Source organism: Pseudomonas sp. 39004 (genome assembly GCF_028682155.1).
In the GTDB taxonomy this organism is placed as follows: Bacteria; Pseudomonadota; Gammaproteobacteria; order Pseudomonadales; family Pseudomonadaceae; genus Aquipseudomonas; species Aquipseudomonas capeferrum.
This window is the reverse complement of record NZ_JANIAG010000039.1, coordinates 20,315-37,053: the sequence shown is the minus strand read 5'-3', so window position 1 is coordinate 37,053 and position 16,739 is coordinate 20,315. Positions and strand designations below refer to the sequence as shown.

The 16,739-nt window shown below is 62.2% G+C and carries 15 protein-coding genes; 5 read left to right on the top strand and 10 right to left on the bottom strand.

The window, feature by feature from the left end:
- Positions 1 to 300: 300 nt before the first annotated feature.
- Positions 301 to 756: an REP-associated tyrosine transposase gene (locus tag NP534_RS09710; RefSeq protein WP_274098589.1), complete on the top strand. Its 456-nt coding sequence runs from the start codon at positions 301 to 303 to the stop codon at positions 754 to 756.
- Between the two features lie 81 nt (positions 757 to 837).
- Here NP534_RS09710 and gbcB read toward each other — a convergent pair whose 3' ends face one another.
- Positions 838 to 1,938, bottom strand: coding sequence for a glycine-betaine demethylase subunit GbcB (gbcB, locus tag NP534_RS09705; protein ID WP_033703152.1), 1,101 nt, complete (start codon positions 1,936 to 1,938; stop codon positions 838 to 840).
- A gap of 295 nt (positions 1,939 to 2,233) precedes the next feature.
- Between gbcB and gbcA the strand changes: the two genes are divergently transcribed.
- A complete protein-coding gene (gene gbcA / locus NP534_RS09700) occupies positions 2,234 to 3,526 on the top strand; it encodes a glycine-betaine demethylase subunit GbcA (protein ID WP_274098588.1) in 1,293 nt (430 codons plus the stop codon).
- 59 nt (positions 3,527 to 3,585) lie between these two features.
- On the opposite strand, the gene NP534_RS09695 is transcribed toward gbcA, so the two are convergent.
- Together NP534_RS09695 and NP534_RS09690 are read right to left on the bottom strand one after the other, a co-directional pair.
- Positions 3,586 to 4,296: an RHS repeat-associated core domain-containing protein gene (locus NP534_RS09695; RefSeq protein WP_274098587.1), complete on the bottom strand. Its 711-nt coding sequence runs from the start codon at positions 4,294 to 4,296 to the stop codon at positions 3,586 to 3,588.
- A gap of 52 nt (positions 4,297 to 4,348) precedes the next feature.
- Positions 4,349 to 5,224, bottom strand: coding sequence for an RHS repeat-associated core domain-containing protein (locus NP534_RS09690; protein ID WP_274098586.1), 876 nt, complete (start codon positions 5,222 to 5,224; stop codon positions 4,349 to 4,351).
- A 440-nt stretch (positions 5,225 to 5,664) separates the two neighbouring features.
- Between NP534_RS09690 and NP534_RS09685 the strand changes: the two genes are divergently transcribed.
- Complete coding sequence (locus tag NP534_RS09685) at positions 5,665 to 5,883, top strand: cold shock domain-containing protein (RefSeq protein ID WP_033703155.1); 219 nt, start codon at positions 5,665 to 5,667, stop codon at positions 5,881 to 5,883.
- Between the two features lie 61 nt (positions 5,884 to 5,944).
- On the opposite strand, the gene etfB is transcribed toward NP534_RS09685, so the two are convergent.
- The 6 genes from etfB to NP534_RS09655 all read right to left on the bottom strand — a co-directional run bounded on the left by etfB (position 5,945) and on the right by NP534_RS09655 (position 13,779).
- On the bottom strand, positions 5,945 to 6,715 hold the full coding sequence (gene etfB / locus NP534_RS09680) for an electron transfer flavoprotein subunit beta (protein ID WP_186661444.1): 771 nt from the start codon (positions 6,713 to 6,715) through the stop codon (positions 5,945 to 5,947).
- A 10-nt stretch (positions 6,716 to 6,725) separates the two neighbouring features.
- Positions 6,726 to 7,958 (bottom strand): electron transfer flavoprotein subunit alpha, encoded by a 1,233-nt coding sequence (etfA, locus tag NP534_RS09675; protein ID WP_274098585.1) that lies wholly within the window; start codon positions 7,956 to 7,958, stop codon positions 6,726 to 6,728.
- Positions 7,958 to 9,910 carry a dimethylglycine demethylation protein DgcB gene (gene dgcB / locus NP534_RS09670; protein WP_274098584.1) on the bottom strand — a complete coding sequence of 651 codons (1,953 nt, stop codon included), beginning with the start codon at positions 9,908 to 9,910 and terminating at the stop codon, positions 7,958 to 7,960. Before dgcB ends, etfA begins: the two co-directional genes overlap by 1 nt.
- 208 nt (positions 9,911 to 10,118) lie before the next feature.
- Positions 10,119 to 12,179 carry a dimethylglycine demethylation protein DgcA gene (dgcA, locus tag NP534_RS09665; RefSeq protein WP_033703159.1) on the bottom strand — a complete coding sequence of 687 codons (2,061 nt, stop codon included), beginning with the start codon at positions 12,177 to 12,179 and terminating at the stop codon, positions 10,119 to 10,121.
- A 15-nt stretch (positions 12,180 to 12,194) separates the two neighbouring features.
- Entirely contained in the window at positions 12,195 to 12,725 is a 531-nt protein-coding gene (locus NP534_RS09660; protein ID WP_033703161.1) for a DUF5943 domain-containing protein, read from the bottom strand.
- A gap of 76 nt (positions 12,726 to 12,801) precedes the next feature.
- Positions 12,802 to 13,779: a dipeptidase gene (locus NP534_RS09655; protein ID WP_033703163.1), complete on the bottom strand. Its 978-nt coding sequence runs from the start codon at positions 13,777 to 13,779 to the stop codon at positions 12,802 to 12,804.
- 295 nt (positions 13,780 to 14,074) lie between these two features.
- On the opposite strand from NP534_RS09655, the gene NP534_RS09650 reads away from it, so the two are divergent.
- Complete coding sequence (locus NP534_RS09650) at positions 14,075 to 14,476, top strand: lysozyme inhibitor LprI family protein (protein WP_274098583.1); 402 nt, start codon at positions 14,075 to 14,077, stop codon at positions 14,474 to 14,476.
- A 167-nt stretch (positions 14,477 to 14,643) separates the two neighbouring features.
- On the opposite strand, the gene NP534_RS09645 is transcribed toward NP534_RS09650, so the two are convergent.
- Positions 14,644 to 15,588, bottom strand: a complete 945-nt coding sequence (locus NP534_RS09645; protein ID WP_274098582.1) for a GlxA family transcriptional regulator — start codon at positions 15,586 to 15,588, stop codon at positions 14,644 to 14,646.
- 146 nt (positions 15,589 to 15,734) lie between these two features.
- Between NP534_RS09645 and choX the strand changes: the two genes are divergently transcribed.
- Positions 15,735 to 16,679: a choline ABC transporter substrate-binding protein gene (gene choX / locus NP534_RS09640; protein WP_274098581.1), complete on the top strand. Its 945-nt coding sequence runs from the start codon at positions 15,735 to 15,737 to the stop codon at positions 16,677 to 16,679.
- The last annotated feature ends 60 nt before the right edge of the window (positions 16,680 to 16,739 follow it).

Below are 16,739 nucleotides of genomic sequence, written 5' to 3'. Positions count from 1 at the left end.
GCCATGCTCTGCGGTGCCTGCTTCGCGGGACAAGCCCACTCCCACAGGGATCATGCTACGCCTTGAGCCTGTGCTGTACTTCGACGCTTTGGCAGCTGCTGTTCTCGCCAGAGCATGCCCGTCCGGATCATCGCGTTAAGCTGCACGCCATGTACAACGAAGATACAAGCGGCGGTGCGGCGATCCGACTTGCCCCGCGAAAGGGCCAACACTGCCACCCAACATCCAGCAAACATTCCCCCCGCACGCCACTGCCAGCTCACCTAATGTTCCTCTGAATCTTATTTCAGGGGGCATCACATGGAGCGTGCTCAATCCCATCTTCTGCGCCGTGGCCGTTTCTCTCAGCCTGGTGGGTTGTACTTGCTGACTACGGTAACCCATGAGCGCAAGCGGACCTTCACCCACCTTCATCTCGCCCGTGGCGTGATCCAGCAACTCAGACAGGCTGAGCTCGATGGGCATTGCCAATCCCTCGCGTGGGTGGTCATGCCGGACCATGTGCACTGGCTGATCGAGTTACGAAGCGGCACCTTGTCTCGCCTGATGCGCAGATTCAAGTCACGCAGCAGCCATGCGCTTTATCAGCGGGGCATGCGGCGCGAAAAGATATGGCAGCAGGGCTACCAGGACCGAGCCTTGCGCCGGGAAGAAAGTGTGCTGCAGGTAGCGAGGTACATCGTTGCCAACCCCATCAGAGCAGGATTGGTTGACCGTGCGGGTGATTATCCGCATTGGGATGCAGTCTGGGTCTGATGCCATTCGCGGGGCAAGCCCGCTCCCACAGGCCTATGGGAGCGGGTTTAGCTGTGAAGAATCCACACTCTTGAAGCTGGATCAGTAATCGATCCGCACATCCCCTTTAGGCACGCTGCAGCACGACAGGATGTAGCCCTCGGCCTCGTCTTCTTCGGTAATACCGCCGTTGTGCTCCATCTCCACTTCGCCGCCCAGTTTGAGCACCTTGCAGGTGCCGCAAATGCCCATGCCGCAGGCCTTGGGGATCATCAGCCCGACCTTCGCCGCTGCCGCATGCACGGTCTCGCCCGGGGCAACGCGGATGCTCTTCTCGCTGCCGATGAACTCCACCAGGTTGAGGTCGGAGACATCCACTTCCGGCGCGTCGGCGGCCTGCTCGGCGTGCTCAACCGCATCGGCCTTGGCCTCTGCCGGCGTCGCGCCGAACGACTCCTCATGGTAGTTCTTCATGTCGAAGCCGACGGCTTCAAGCATGCGCTTGACCGCGCTCATGTACGGCGTCGGGCCGCAGCAGAACACCGTGCGCTCCATGTAGTCGGGCGCGATCAGCTCCATCAGCCGCTGGTTCAGGTACCCGCGGTAACCCGCCCAGGGCTCGCCCAGCCCGTGCTTCTCGCAAATGATGTGCAAGCTGAAGTTGGGGATGCGCGAGGCCATCTGCTCCAGCTCGCGGTGGAAGATGATGTCTTTCGGCGAACGGGCGCTGTGCACGAAGACCATGTCGACATTGGCGTTGGTGTCGTAGAACCAGCGCGCCATGGACATCACCGGGGTGATACCAACACCGCCCGAGAGGTACAGCACCTTGCCCGACGGGAAGTCGATGGCGTTGAACAACCCCACCGGCCCGTGCACCGGCAGTTCGGCGCCTTCGTGCATGGTGTCGTGCAGGTGGTTGGAGACATGCCCGCCCGGCACCCGCTTGACCGTGATCGAGAAGCTGTACGGCACCGACGGCGAACTGGAGATAGTGTAGGAACGCATCACCGGCTTGCCTTCGATCTCAAGTTCCAGGGTGACGAACTGCCCTGGCTTGAAGAAGAACATGATCGGTTGGTCGGCCATGAAGCAGAACGTGCGCACGTCCCAGGTCTCCTGGATGACCTTGACGCAGCGCACGATGTGGCGGCCGTTGGCCCAGGTCTGGGTGGTGACCGGATTGAGGAAGGTATCGGACATGTTCATCTCCAGCAGCCGACTATTGGCCTTTTTATGGCTGCGATAATGCGCAAGCTGAAGGCGACGTACATTCCTGCCTGCGACATCGGCGTACTTATCGCGACCAGCCCCATGCTACAAGGGCTAGGGCGTCGTAATTCAAATCGGCCATGTCGCCCATGGATACGGTTCACGACGCCTTCGGACGCACACTCCACGGCAAAAGAACACGCTGTTTTTTTTACGACAGCCTTGCGGCACCACAACAATGATTAGCCACCTTTTGCCGGCCGCACGCGGCCCCGAGGACCACACGATGGACGTCACCGCAACCCTGAGCCTGGGCGATCCACTGGAAGCTGCACGCAAGGCTACCGCCGAGATGCTGCAGACCCGCGAGCGAACCTACTCGCTGCCCCAGCCTTTCTATACCGACGAGCGTCTGTTCCAGATCGACATGCAGGAGATCTTCCACAAAGAGTGGCTGATCGCTGGCATGACTTGCGAGATTCCGGCCAAAGGCAACTTCATCACCCTGCAGATAGGCAAGAACCCGATCATCGTCATCCGTGGCGCCGAAGGTAAGGTGCATGCCTTCCACAACGTCTGCCGCCATCGCGGTTCGCGCCTGTGCACCAGCGACAAGGGCAAGGTGGCCAAGCTGGTCTGTCATTACCACCAGTGGACCTACGAGCTGGACGGTCGCCTGCTGTTCGCCGGCACCGAGATGGGCGCCGACTTCGACATGAAGGAATACGGCCTCAAGCCTGTGAACGTGAAGGTTGCGGGTGGTTACATCTTCATCAGCCTGGCGGAAAACCCGCCAGCCATCGACGAGTTCCTGGCCACTTTGGACCATTACATGGAACCGTACGACATGGAGAACACCAAGATCGCGGTGCAGACCCAGTTGCTGGAAAAGGCCAACTGGAAGCTGGTACTGGAAAACAACCGCGAGTGCTACCACTGCAGCGGTTCGCACCCAGAGCTGCTGCAAACCCTGCTGGAGTGGGACGACACCAACGACCCACGCGCCAGCCAGGAATTCAAGGACCACGTGGCCGCCTCTGCCGCCGCCTGGGAAGCCGAGAAGATCCCGTACCTGCACAAGAGCCACGGGCTGCGTAACCGCATCGTGCGCATGCCGCTGCTCAAGGGCACCGTGTCGATGACCATGGACGGCAAGCAGGCCTGCCAGAAGCTGATGGGCCGCATCAAGAACCCGGACCTGGGTTCGATGCGCATCCTGCACCTGCCGCACTCGTGGAACCACTGCATGGGCGACCACCTGATCGTCTTCACCGTGTGGCCGATCAGCGCCCAGGAGACCCTGGTCACCACCAAGTGGCTGGTGCACAAGGATGCCGTCGAAGGCGTCGATTACGACCCGGAGCGCATGCGCAAGGTGTGGGACGCCACCAACAATCAGGACCGCCGCCTGGCCGAAGAGAACCAGCGCGGGATCAACTCCACGGCGTACCAGCCAGGGCCTTATTCGAAGACCTATGAATTTGGCGTGGTGAACTTCATCGACTGGTACAGCCAGCGCGTGCTGGAGAACCTGGGGGCGGAGCCTGCGCCGTACCTGAAGGAAGTGCAGGCGCAGTAAACAATAGTGAACCAGGCAGGCAGAACATTGGCTGCCTGGTTATTGCCTTCATGCACGATTCACCGTTCCACCGGGTTTCCACGGATCCTCTCCACAACATCCCTGACAATGGTCTGCACCGGACCTATTCCTGTCTGGATTCGCACAAGGTCCACGAGCACGCCGGGTATCTCGCTTGGTGAACTCCGCAGATAGGGCACCACGACAGCCATGCTCTGCTGGATGTTCAGAGTACGCTCCGTTATACCAAGGCCCGTCGCTACCACCCCCGCAATTACACTGTCCGTTACGGACGGAATACTCGGAGCACCCTGCGCCTTCCAGGCATAGGCAGACGCTGCAATTTTCGCAATCCCCTTTTGGGTTTTGGCAACGACTTGAAGTTGTTGACTAAATGAAGGCGTTGGGCCCAATTGGCGCGACTGAACGATCAGCTTGAGCGTCGCCAATAATCCATCCACGACGTTAAGTGCACCTTCTGCCAAGGCGGCAAAATAAACTGAGCTGAGGAAGGAGAATGCGCCATTGCGATCGACCCGGTTAATCGGATCGTTTAAGCAATAGGCATAGGTATTTATCCCGCCTCTACCAAACGGGCTCAAGCTATCTGCGCTGTGGAAACGCATGAGAACTGGGCTATAGGTGCGCCGGCCATTACCCAGGTGATAGACGCCGCTCAGCGGGTCACGCCATTCGCCGCAGAAGGCCAGATGAGAATTGGCCGAGTGGCTCGAAAACCCATAAGGCACATAAGCCACATTCAGGCCCATTGCAGCGCCTGTAAGCAGCTGCCGCCGCTGCATGCATGCGCAATGACGCCGCTCATAAACGTGTTTCTACCGTGGTTCTCGCCTCTCCCCGCCTGATGGTGACTGATTCTTCTCGCCAATTGGCCACCGAGTTCACTGCACCAGCCAAAGCACGCCCGACGGCGCCAGCAGCTCGAACGAGTGAGCTTACAGCGCCAACGAACAGGTCCACGCCTGCAGTTTCATAAACGCCCCGCAGCAACGCCCGCCCAGGCTGGCGCCCTGCAACAGCGGCCTGCTGCCACCAGCGATAGGCCGCTCTACCTTCATAGATGACAGTTGCAGAAACCACTAGCGTCCCTGAGGCCACATTTGCATAGGTAGCGACCTGGTTGAACATACCTGAGCGTGCGGGTTCGACCAGTCCGTTCACCGTGGCACCACGTGCGACCAAGCCTAAAGCACCGCCTGCCGCGAACGCGCTGCCGATAGCACGATCAGTGAAGCGCTGCAGGCGAGAAAGCTGGCCAATTGGTGGGTTGGCATGGCGGCTGGCATTGAAGCTGATGCCTGCGCCTACTGTAGCCACATTACCCACTGCAAAAATGCCTTGCACCAACCAGTCCAGCACAGCTTTCCCAGACGGATCACTGTGATTGACCGGATCACCGGCGCAATAGGCGTAGGCATTAAGCCCACCCCAACCAAATGGGCTCAGTTGGTCAGGGCTTAAAAACCGCATCTGGGCGGGGCTATATAGCCTGTGACCGTTGCCGAGGTGATAGCAGCCTGTCAGAGGGTCATGACGCTCGCCCGTGAACGCTGTGAACGGGCCTGATCCATGAGGAGCGTACCCATAAGGGGTATAAGCTCTCCTACTCGAGATTTCACCTAATTCTCTCAATGCCGAACGCTGCATATCCGTCATCAGTAGTCGGGCACGCGTCATAGGTCAGCGCTCCTGTGGACAAGCGTGACGACGACGTTAATACCGATGAGCATTTTCGGATACTGACAAAAATGCCAGGTCAGTCTGTTCAATTATTGATCAATCACATGCCACACCAGGCGTCACCTGCCCTCCCACGTTGTGCCAACACTTTATCCACAAGGTCGCTAACAGCGATTGTGGGCAAAATCCTCGAGTTGACGTACTAAAGAAACAAAAACGCCATAAAAAGTCCTACGGTCATTTTGATCATTTTTTGTACATATCGCTGCAAGCCCCGGTGCCATTGCGCTGCAGCGAAGCACGAACACTTTATCCACACCTTGGCGAACAGATTCCGGGGGTAAAACGCGGACCACCTGACATTTTTGCCAGTTTCCTCAAAACCCCGCTCATGATTGATTGAAAGCAATCATGATGGCAGCAGCACGAGGTCACTTATGCACAGTCGCCTGAAAGGCACTGTGAAGTGGTTCCATGAGGTGAATGGAGTAGGTGTAATAACGGCTGAGGACGGCAGTGGGGACTATTTCGTAGCGCGGTGTGCAATTCTGATGGTGGGCAGGGCGCGGCTCCTGGAGGGGGAGCGGGTAAGCTTTGAACCCATAATCGATGGACTGGCCTTTTGGGCATTCAATGTTGCCGAGCTACAGCCTTGAAGGGCCTGTGGGCGCGCCACTCCCACAGGGTCCCTGCTGAATCAATGAGATTAAATGCACGTCAGCGTAGAACGCCTTCCTCAACCAGCAGCTTGAGGATCGCTTCGGCGCCTTCTTGCGGCGATACATCCTTGAGCACCTTGCCCCCGCCGCCACTGGCCTTGGCCGTGGCCGCCTTCATCCGGTCGGCGCCACTCTTGGCTTTGATCACCTTCAGCCGCTTGGGCCGTGGCCGGGCAGGTTGCAGCTCAGCCTCGCCCAGCAGTTCGTCTTCGACAATGGCCACGTCACGCGCCGCCAGCACACCCCGCCGTGCCGGGCCGAAGGCACTCTGGCGCGGCTTGGGCGCTGCGTTATCCACAGTCGCCAGCAATGGCAGGCGCACCTTCAGGCGACGCCGCTGGCCCCGTGGTAGCGCTTGCAGTACCTGGGCGGTGCCGTTTTCGATGGACTCCACCTCTGCCAGGCCGACGATCAACGGCCAGCCCAGCTTCTCGGCCAGCAGAAACGGCAGCATGCCCGACCCTTCACCGGTTTCCGCCTGGCTGCCAGTCAGTACCAGCTGCGCGCCAGCATCGCGTAAATAGTCGCCGAGCACGCCCAATACATCCGCACCCGCCGGCTGTTCCAGCACGTCCAGGTGCTCCAGGCCCATGCCCAGGTAGGCGCGCAACGCCTCTTCGCGAGGGTCGCCGGCATGTACCACCTGCAAGTTATCCCCAGCCAGCTGCAGACCCAGCTCCACTGCACGCGCGTCCTGCTCGGCGCGGCGGGCGCGCCCGGAGCTTGGGTGGGCACCGATCGAAACCAGGCTGATGACTTTCGTACTCATGCTCGTGCCCTTATGCCGCGTCGCGCTGGCCGCCGCTGCGGTAGTTGTCCACAGCCTCGACCAGTGCCTGGAGAATTGCCGAACTGTCGCCAATCACCGACAGATCGGCCCGTTTGATCATGTCGCAGCCCGGGTCCATGTTGATCGCCACCACCTTGTCGCAGGCGCCGATACCCTGCAGGTGCTGGATGGCGCCAGAGATACCCACAGCCACATAAACCCGCGCCGTGACCCAGGTACCGGTAGCCCCCACCTGGCGGTTGCGCGGCATGAAGCCGTCGTCCACCGCCACCCGCGAGGCGCCTTCGGTGGCACCGAGTGCCGCCGTGGCCTTGTGGTACAGGTCCCAGTCCTTGACGCCGTTGCCGCCCGAAACGATGAACTCCGCTTCGGCCATGGCAATGGTGGCCGGGTCGACCGCCACCGAGCCCAGGTCCTCGATACGCGACAGGCTGCGCACCACGCCTGTGGACAACTCCACCGGCAGCGCTTCGTGACGGGTTTCGCTGACCGGCTCGGCGCATTCCGCCGCCGCCAGGATCAAGCGCGGCACTGCACGCTGCAGGTCTTGCTGGCCGGCACCGGCGCGGCCGATGCACTGGCCATCCTTGACCTGCCACACCCGCGTCGCCGGGCGCTCGCCCAAGGCCGCGCCCAGACGCCTGCCCAGCTCACCGCCACCGGTGCGGCTGTCGGGCAGCAGCCAGTGGCGCGGTGTGAACTGGTTATCCACAGCCCGCAAGCCTTGCACCAGTTGCTCTGGCGCGTAGCCTTCGAAAGCTTCGCCCTCGATGACCAGCAAGCGGTCGACACCGGCGTTGGCGAAGTTGCTTTCCTTGTGCTCGCCAAGCACGATCGCCAGCACCGCGCCGTCGCTGCCTGCCAGGCTGTGGGCCAAGCCGAGCAAGTCGCGGTCGTGGCTGCCGAGGCGGCCGCCGACCATGTCCGGCACTACCGCGATGTAGTAAGCCGGCGCCGGCACCTGGTGCAGCGGCAGTTTCACTTCAGCCGCCGCCGTGCGCCGCCCGCCCACACCGGTGCCCTGCTGGGCGCCGCTGCGGTCGATACGCTTGATGCCAGCGGGGCCGATAAAGCCTGCGGCAATCGCGTGGGGGTTCTTGCGGATGACACCGTTTGGCCCCATCCAAGTGGTTTGTTGCGTCTGCATCGCCGCGTGCAGCGGATGCAGACGGTTACGGGCGATCCACTCGGCGCGTGGGTCGCGGCGGATGATGTCGCTCATCAGTGCACCTCCGCAGGTTCACGTTTGGCCGCTGGCGACTTGGCGTTCGCAGGGGCTTCGTCTTCGATCAGTACATCCGCTACCAACTCGGCCAGGTCCTTGATCTGTGGGCGCGGTTCGACCACACCTTCGAGCATCGCGGTGCACTGTGGGCAACCGACTGCCACCAGCTCGGCCTCGGTCTCACGGATGTCGTCCATGCGCATGTCGGGGATACGTTGCTTGCCCGGGATGTCGGTGATCGGCGCACCGCCGCCACCGCCGCAGCAACGGGAACGGAAGCCCGACCGCTGCATCTCGCGCACTTCGATGCCAAGCGCCTTGAGCACATCACGCGGCGCCTCGTACTCGCCGTTGTAACGGCCCAGGTAGCACGGGTCGTGATAGGTCACGCTGCCGCCCTTGTGCTGGCCGAGGTTGAGCTTGTTGGCCGCGATCAGTTCGGCGATGTAGGTGCTGTGGTGCTGCACCTGGTACTCGCCGCCCAAGGCACCGTACTCGTTCTTCAGCACATGGAAGCTGTGCGGGTCGCAGGTGACGATGCGCTGGAAGCGGTACTTGGCCAGGGTCTGGATGTTGCGCTTGGCCAGTTGCTGGAAGGTCGCTTCATCGCCCAGGCGCCGCGCCACGTCACCGCTGTCGCGTTCTTCCAGGCCGAGCACGGCAAAGTCCACGCCGGAGGCCTTGAGCACTTTGACGAAGGCGCGCAGGGTGCGCTGGTTGCGCATGTCGAAGGCACCATCACCAACCCAGAACAGCACCTCGGTGGTGTTCACCTCCGACAGCAGTTTCAGGTTGAGGTCGGCCGCCCAGTTCATCCGCCCGCCAGGGGCGAAGCCGCCAGGGTTGTCGGTGGCGATCAGGTTGTCCAGCACCTCGGCGCCCTTGTTCGGGGTCGCGCCTTTTTCCAGGGTGAGGTGACGGCGCATGTCGACGATGGCATCGACGTGCTCGATCATCATCGGGCACTCCTCGACGCAGGCGCGGCAGGTGGTGCACGACCACAAGGTCTCGGCGTCGACCAGGCCGTTGACGATCGGTTGGTGCGGGTGGCCGCCATGCTCGCCGATAGGTTTGCCCGGGTAAGGGCTACCGGCAAACTTGGCGTCCGTGCCACCGGCCAGGCCGATGACCATGTCCTGGATGAGTTTTTTCGGGTTCAGCGGCTGGCCTGCGGCGTAGGCCGGGCACATGGCTTCACATTTACCGCACTGCACACAGGCATCGAAACCGAGCAGCTGGTTCCAGGTGAAGTCCACCGGTTTTTCCACGCCCAGCGGTGCGTTCGGGTCTTCCAGGTCCAGCGGCTTGAGGCCGGTGGAGCGGCCGCCGCCGAAGCGCTCGGCACGGCGGTGCCAGGCCAGGTGCAGGGCACCGGCGAAGGCGTGTTTCATCGGGCCGCCCCAGGTCATGCCGAAGAACAGCTCCGACACGCCCCACAGCACACCCAGGCCCAGTACGCCGACCATCACCCAGCCACCGGTGTTGGCGGGCAGGATGCCGGCCACCGGCAAGGTGGCGACGAAGAAGCTCGCGGCGAACACCAACAGGCTTTTCGGCAGGCGCATCCACGGGCCCTTGGACAGGCGCGAAGGCGGGTTGAGGCGGCGTTTGAAGACAAACAGCGCGCCTGTGAACATGATCACCGTGGCCACCAGCAAGGCGTAGCCGAGGATCTTGCTCTGCAGGCCGAAGCCGTGCACCAGGATCGCCAAGGCAGCCGACAGCACGAAGCCACCCGCCGTGGCCACGTGGGTCTTGGACATGTACTTGTCGCGCTCGACCACATGGTGCAGGTCCACCAGGTAGCGTCGCGGCATGGCCAGCAGGCCGCCGAGCAAGTTGACCTTGGACGGTCGGCCACGCCGCCACATGCGCACACGGCGCAGGGCGCCGAGCACCGCCAGGCCAAGGGCAGCGAACAGCAGAATGGGTAGAAGGGTGTTCAACATGGGAGGCTCCCACAAACAGCTGAATTCTTGCGCCCCTCTCAAAGGTGAGCGCGGACCCCTGTAGGAGCGGCCTTGCGTCGCGAAAGGGTCGCGTAGCGGCCCCGGCATTTAGCAGTGCTACACATTGCCGGGACCGCTGCGCAGCCCTTTCGCGACGCAAGGCCGCTCCTACAGGGGGGCCAGTCCCGCCCCTACAGAGGCGGTGCGATCAGAAGTCCTTGCACAGGCGCAAGGCGTCGTAGATCGCCGCATGCACGTTGCGCTGGGCCACGCAGTCGCCAATGCGGTACAGCAGGTAGCCCTCGCCCGGCTGGCTGAGGATCGGCTGCGGCTTGATCGCGAACAGCGCCTCCACATCGATCTGGCCCTTGTTGCGCGAGCCTTCCTTCAGCGCGTAGTACAGTTCTTCATCAGGCCGCACGCCGTTCTCGATCACTACCTGGTCGACCACGCGCTCTTCCTTGGCGCCGGTGTATTCGTTCTCCAGCACCGCCACCAACTTGTCGCCTTCGCGGTAGACCTTTTCCAGCATCATGTCGCCGGTCATGATCACTTCTTTCGGGTACATGCTGCGGTAGTAGGTCGGGAAGGTCGTACCACCCATTGCCACACCCGGCTTGATGTCGTCGGTGACGATCTCGACCTGGCTGCCCTTGTCGGCAATGTAGTCCGCCGCCGACATACCGGTGAACTCACAGATGGTGTCGTACACCAGCACGTTCTTGCCCGGCGCAACCTTGCCGTCGAGCACGTCCCAGCTGCTGACCACCAGCCCTTCGGCAGCGCCCCAGTGCTCGTTCTGCTCGACGAACGGGTGGCCGCCCACCGCCAGCACGATGACGTCCGGGCGCAGGTCCTGGATGGCGTCCACGCTGGCCGCGGTACCCAGGCGCAGGTCAACTTTCAGCCGCGCCAGCTCCAGTTGGTACCAGCGGGTGATACCGGCGATCTGGTCACGTTGCGGTGCCTTGGCAGCAATGGTGATCTGCCCGCCGATCTGGTCTTTCTTCTCGAACAGGGTCACATCATGGCCACGCTCGGCAGCCACGCGGGCGGCTTCCATGCCGGCCGGGCCGGCGCCAACCACCACCACCTTGCGTTTGACGCCGGTGGTCTTCTCGATGATGTGCGGCACACCCATGTACTCACGGGAGGTCGCGGCGTTCTGGATGCACAGTACATCCAGGCCCTGGTACTGGCGGTCGATGCAGTAGTTGGCACCGACGCACTGCTTGATCTGGTCGATCTGGCCCATCTTGATCTTGGCGATCAGGTGCGGGTCGGCCATGTGCGCACGGGTCATGCCGACCATGTCCACGTAGCCGCCTTCGAGGATGCGTGTGGCCTGGTTCGGGTCCTTGATGTTCTGCGCGTGCAGCACCGGGACCTTGACCACTTCCTTGATGCCGGCCGCCAGGTGCAGGAACGGCTCCGGCGGGTAGCTCATGTTGGGGATGACGTTGGCCAGGGTATTGTGGGTGTCGCAACCCGAGCCGACCACGCCGATGAAGTCGAGCATGCCGGTGCCATCGTAGTAGGCGGCGATCTGCTTCATGTCCTCGTGGCTGAGGCCATCGGGGTGGAACTCGTCACCACACAGGCGCATGCCCACGCAGAAGTCGTCACCGACCTCGGCACGCACGGCCTTGAGCACTTCAAGGCCGAACTTCATGCGGCCTTCGAAGGTGCCGCCCCATTCGTCGGTACGCTTGTTGACCCGCGGGCTCCAGAACTGGTCGATCATGTGCTGGTGCACGGCCGACAGTTCGACGCCGTCCAGGCCGCCCTCTTTGGCACGCCGCGCAGCCTGCGCGTAGTTGCCGATGACGCGCCAGATCTCTTCCACCTCGATGGTCTTGCAGGTGGCGCGGTGCACCGGTTCACGGATACCCGACGGCGACATCAGGGTGGGCCAGTTGAAGCCGTCCCAGCGCGAGCGACGGCCCATGTGGGTAATCTGGATCATGATCTTGGCGCCATGCTTGTGCATGGCGTCGGCCAGGTTCTGGAAGTGCGGGATGATGCGGTCGGTCGACAGGTTGACCGACGCCCACCACTCCTGCGGGCTGTCGATGGCGACCACGGACGAGCCGCCGCAGATCGCCAGGCCGATGCCGCCCTTGGCCTTCTCTTCGTAATACTTCACATAGCGGTCGGTCGTCATGCCGCCGTCAGTGGCGTAGACCTCGGCGTGCGCGGTGCTGAGCACGCGGTTGCGGATGGTCAGTTTGCCGATCTGGATCGGCTGGAACATTGCTTCGAATGCCATGACGCTATCTCCGGCTTACAACGGCTTTGTAACGAACAGGCCATCTTCGTGGCCTTCTTCCGATCCGCCGTAGACCTGTTCGGCCACGGTGCGGATCTTGCTGCCGCGGGCAGCGAGAATCTGGTCCATTGCGCCGGCGAACCAGCCGGTGAACATGTAGTCGACCTTGCGGCCAACCTTGCCGTACACGTACACGAACGCCGAGTGCTTGAGCTTGACGCTGCAGGTGCCTTTGTCCAGGTCGATGTCCTGGATCTCGAACAGGCCCCAGCCACGCTGGGACAGGCGCTTCATGTAGTGCTCGAACACCGCCACGCCTTCCAGGCCATGGCATTCGGCTTCTTTTTCGCACCAGTGCCAGGCGGACTTGTAGCCGGCCTTGTAGAGGATCTCGGCATAGGCGTCAGCGCCCAGCACTTCCTCGATGCCGATGTGGTTGTTGACGAAGAAATGGCGTGGCACGTACAGCATCGGCAAGGCGTCGCTGGTCCAGACACCGGTCTCGGTGTCGACTTCGATTGGCAATTGCGGGGCGATCTTGGCCATGGAAACTCAACTCCATAAAATTTTTATTGGGATGCCCCGGCGTTGCTGGCAGGGGCTTTCAGGCTTGGAGAGCGGCTTACTCGCCCCAGACATCCTTGAGGACGTTTACCCAGTTCTCGCCCATGATCTTGCGCACCACACGCTCGGAGTGGCCGCGCTTGAGCAAGGTCTCGGTGAGGTTGGGGAACTCGCCGACGGTGCGAATGCCCAGCGGGTTGATGATCTTGCCGAAGTTGGTCAGGCGACGGGCGTAGCCCTTGTCGTGGGTCAGGTACTCGAAGAAGTCCTGGCCGTGGCCCTGGGTGAAGTCGGTGCCGATGCCGATGGCGTCTTCACCGACGATGTTCATGGTGTATTCGATGGCTTCGGCGTAGTCGTCGATGGTCGAATCGATGCCCTTGGCCAGGAATGGCGCGAACATGGTCACGCCGACGAAACCGCCGTGGTCGGCGATGAACTTCAGCTCTTCGTCCGACTTGTTGCGCGGGTGCTCTTTCAGGCCCGACGGCAGGCAGTGGGAGTAGCAGACCGGCTTCTTCGATTCGAGGATGACCTCTTCGGAGGTCTTGGAGCCGACGTGGGACAGGTCGCACATGATACCGACGCGGTTCATCTCGGCGACGATCTCGCGGCCGAAGCCCGACAGGCCACCGTCACGCTCGTAGCAGCCGGTACCCACCAGGTTCTGGGTGTTGTAGCACATCTGCACGATGCCCACGCCCAGCTGCTTGAACACGTCCACGTAGGCGATCTGGTCTTCGAACGCGTGGGCGTTCTGGAAGCCGAAGAGGATGCCGGTCTTGCCCAGCTCTTTAGCCTTGCGGATGTCGGCGGTGGTGCGCACCGGCATGACCAGGTCACCGTTGTCGCGGATCAGCTTCTGGCTGGCGGCGATCTGGTCGACAGTGGCCTTGAAGCCTTCCCAGACCGACACCGTGCAGTTGGCCGCAGTCAGCCCGCCTTTGCGCATGTCCTCGAACAGTTCGCGGTTCCATTTGGCAATGATCAGACCGTCGATGACGATGCTGTCGGCGTGAAGTTCTGCTGGGCTCATCAGGCTGTCCCCTTTTATTGACTGGGTTCTTGAGTGGTCCGCGCCTGAAGCATGTGCCGGCGCTTTGGGGCCAGCATATGCCTGCGGCCCGAGGCGCCCCGATGCAAAAACGACAGGGGGTTTGCCGAAAGCGTCAATGCGCGACAACAGGCGCTCTGCGGCGCTGTCTGGCGATGAGAGACAGTCTCGATAACGACATTTCAGGGCTTTCATGAACATTTCGTCAGGGAGCTACCACGTCGCCTTCGGCTGAGCGAGAATCCCTGCGATTCGTCAGCCTGTTGAGGAGAAAAGGATGAAATCAATGGCATGGCTGGTACTGCTGGCCGTCGTTTCGGGCGCCCAGGCCGGTGAGGAAGAGAGCACCCCCTGCGACAACGTCGAGACCGACCAGCAGAGCTACGCGTGTGCGGCGTTCAACAAGCAGACCGCCGAGCGTGAGCTGAAGTCGGCTTACGATGACCTGACCCAGCGCATTCGCGACCAGTATGCCGACGAAGCCGACCAGGCCACTGCCTTGGTCGGGCGCATGGATGCAGCCGAGAAGCTGTGGACGCAGTTGCGCGACGCTGATTGCAAGGTCGAGACGTATGCCGAAAAGGCCGGCAGCAAGGCGTTCGAGGCAGCGTGGAATACCTGCGTGGCGCAGCGCAGTGATGACCGGTCAGAGTATTTGCAGTCCATTGGCCAGCAGTAATGGCTGACTGCAACGCTATCCCCTGTAGGAGCGGCCTTGTGTCGCGATAGGGGCGCGAAGCGGCCCCACATTTTTAAGCTTCGCTGCGGAAATAGCCGGGGCCGCTTTGCGGCCCTATCGCGACACAAGGCCGCTCCTACAAAGGTCAGCGATCGGCTGCAAGAACCTCATACAACTCTGACCAACCGATCCTCCCGCGGGCAGCGCTGATACCGCGCCCGGTAACAGCGGGTAAAGTACGACGCCGACTCGAACCCGCACGCCACCCCCACCTCCAGCACACTCATGTCGGTCTGGCGTAACAGCTGCCGCGCCTTGTCCAGCCGCAAGCGCAGGTAAAAGCCACTGGGCGTGTCATCCAGGTGCAGGCGAAACAGCCGCTCCAACTGGCGCCGCGTCACCTGCACGGCATCGGCCAGCAGTTGGGTATTGAGCGGCTGCTCGGTGTTGCGCTCCATCTCGCCGATCACCTTCACCAGCTTCTTGTTGCTGATGCCATAACGGCTGGCGATCTGCATGCGCTGGTGATCCTGTCGCGGGCGGATACGCCCGAGCACGAACTGCTCCGACACCTGCACCGCCAACTCACTGCCGTGTGCCTGCGCAATCAGGTCGAGCATCAGGTCGATCGAGGCAGTGCCGCCGGCACAGGTGATGCGCCGCCGGTCGATCTCGAACAGTTCCTGGGTCGCCTGCAGGCTCGGGTAGTTTTCCTTGAACGCTTCCAGCGCCTCCCAGTGCACCGTGGCGCGGTGGCCGTCGAGCAGGCCGGCCTCGGCCAGCACCACCGCGCCGGTATCGATACCGCCAAGAATCACCCCCTCGTGATCCAGACGGCGTAGCGCCTGTTGCAGTGGCGGGCCGAAGCAGGCCAACGGCTCGAAACCGGCGACAATCAGCATAATGGCGCCCGCCTCAGCGGCGCCCAGCGCCGCATCGGCGTTCACCGACATCCCATTGCTGGCCTGCACCGCCGCGCCGTCCAGGCTGAGCACGCACCAGCGATACAACGGGCCGCGAAAGCGGTTGGCCACGCGCAGCGGCTCCAGGGCACTGATGAAGCCCATCGCCGAGAACCCCGGCAGCAGCAGGAAGTGAATGGTATCCGCCATCGAATGCTCCACAAGAGAGGTGGTCGCCAGGGTGCAAGTGTTGGTCGCCAGGGTGCGATTTTCCACCCCGCCAGCGGCGTAGTTTAAGCAAACGGTCCGCAGAGGCCGCCCACCATAACAATATGCACTGCCGATGGAGAGCCACCATGCACAGCTTGATCCGCCGCAGCCTGTTGACCCTTGCCGTGAGCAGCATCGCCTCTACCCCGCTTTTTGCCGCCGAGCCCGCCGCCTGCCAGAACGTGCGCCTGGGCGTGGTCAACTGGACCGACGTTATCGCCACCAGCGCCATGGCCCAGGTGCTGCTCGACGGCCTGGGTTACCAGACCAAGCAGACCAGCGCTTCGCAGCAGATCATCTTTGCCGGTATCCGCGACAAACGCCTGGACATGTTCCTGGGTTACTGGAACCCGATCATGACCCAGACCATCACCCCGTTCATCGACGCCAAGCAGGTGAAGGTGCTCGACAAGCCGAGCCTGGAAGATGCCCGGGCAACCCTGGCAGTGCCCAAATACCTTGCCGACAAGGGTTTGAAGACCTTCGCCGACATCCACAAGTTCGAAAAGGAGCTGGGTGGAAAAATCTACGGCATCGAGCCGGGCTCGGGCGCCAATACCCAGATCAAGGCGATGATCGCCAAGAACCAGTTCGGACTGGGCAAGTTCCAGCTGGTCGAGTCCAGCGAAGCCGGCATGCTCGCTGCGGTCGACCGTGCCGTACGGCGCAAGGAGGCGGTGGTGTTCTTCGGCTGGGCGCCGCATCCGATGAACGTGAATATCGACATGGCCTACCTGGGTGAGAGCCAAGGCGCCCTCGGCCCTGACGAAGGCCGGGCCACGGTGTGGACGGTGACCGCACCGGACTACGCCGAGCGCTGCCCCAACGCCCACCGTTTGCTGGCCAACCTGAAGTTCAGCGCCGAGGACGAGAGCCGCATGATGCAGCCGCTGCTCGACCACAAGGATGCGCTGGCGTCGGCCCGCCAGTGGCTCAAGGACCACCCTGAAGACAAGGCCCGCTGGCTTGAGGGCGTGACCACCTTCGACGGCAAGCCGGCTGCGGACAACCTCAAGCTTACTGCCAACTGATCCGGCCCTTTCTCACCGATAGCCCGCACTGACAGGTCAAACCGGTCGGTGTAGGAGCGG

What these genes read in the sequence shown, in the direction of transcription:
- dgcA (WP_033703159.1), bottom strand. Translation starts at nt 12,179, where the DNA reads ATGGCATTCGAAGCAATGTTCCAGCCGATCCAGATCGGCAAACTGACC.
- NP534_RS09690 (WP_274098586.1), bottom strand. Translation starts at nt 5,224, where the DNA reads ATGACGCGTGCCCGACTACTGATGACGGATATGCAGCGTTCGGCATTG.
- dgcB (WP_274098584.1), bottom strand. Translation starts at nt 9,910, where the DNA reads ATGTTGAACACCCTTCTACCCATTCTGCTGTTCGCTGCCCTTGGCCTG.
- NP534_RS09710 (WP_274098589.1), top strand. Translation starts at nt 301, where the DNA reads ATGGAGCGTGCTCAATCCCATCTTCTGCGCCGTGGCCGTTTCTCTCAG.
- NP534_RS09645 (WP_274098582.1), bottom strand. Translation starts at nt 15,588, where the DNA reads ATGGCGGATACCATTCACTTCCTGCTGCTGCCGGGGTTCTCGGCGATG.
- gbcB (WP_033703152.1), bottom strand. Translation starts at nt 1,938, where the DNA reads ATGTCCGATACCTTCCTCAATCCGGTCACCACCCAGACCTGGGCCAAC.
- NP534_RS09655 (WP_033703163.1), bottom strand. Translation starts at nt 13,779, where the DNA reads ATGAGCCCAGCAGAACTTCACGCCGACAGCATCGTCATCGACGGTCTG.
- NP534_RS09650 (WP_274098583.1), top strand. Translation starts at nt 14,075, where the DNA reads ATGAAATCAATGGCATGGCTGGTACTGCTGGCCGTCGTTTCGGGCGCC.
- etfA (WP_274098585.1), bottom strand. Translation starts at nt 7,958, where the DNA reads ATGAGCGACATCATCCGCCGCGACCCACGCGCCGAGTGGATCGCCCGT.
- choX (WP_274098581.1), top strand. Translation starts at nt 15,735, where the DNA reads ATGCACAGCTTGATCCGCCGCAGCCTGTTGACCCTTGCCGTGAGCAGC.
- NP534_RS09660 (WP_033703161.1), bottom strand. Translation starts at nt 12,725, where the DNA reads ATGGCCAAGATCGCCCCGCAATTGCCAATCGAAGTCGACACCGAGACC.
- NP534_RS09695 (WP_274098587.1), bottom strand. Translation starts at nt 4,296, where the DNA reads ATGGGCCTGAATGTGGCTTATGTGCCTTATGGGTTTTCGAGCCACTCG.
- gbcA (WP_274098588.1), top strand. Translation starts at nt 2,234, where the DNA reads ATGGACGTCACCGCAACCCTGAGCCTGGGCGATCCACTGGAAGCTGCA.
- etfB (WP_186661444.1), bottom strand. Translation starts at nt 6,715, where the DNA reads ATGAGTACGAAAGTCATCAGCCTGGTTTCGATCGGTGCCCACCCAAGC.
- NP534_RS09685 (WP_033703155.1), top strand. Translation starts at nt 5,665, where the DNA reads ATGCACAGTCGCCTGAAAGGCACTGTGAAGTGGTTCCATGAGGTGAAT.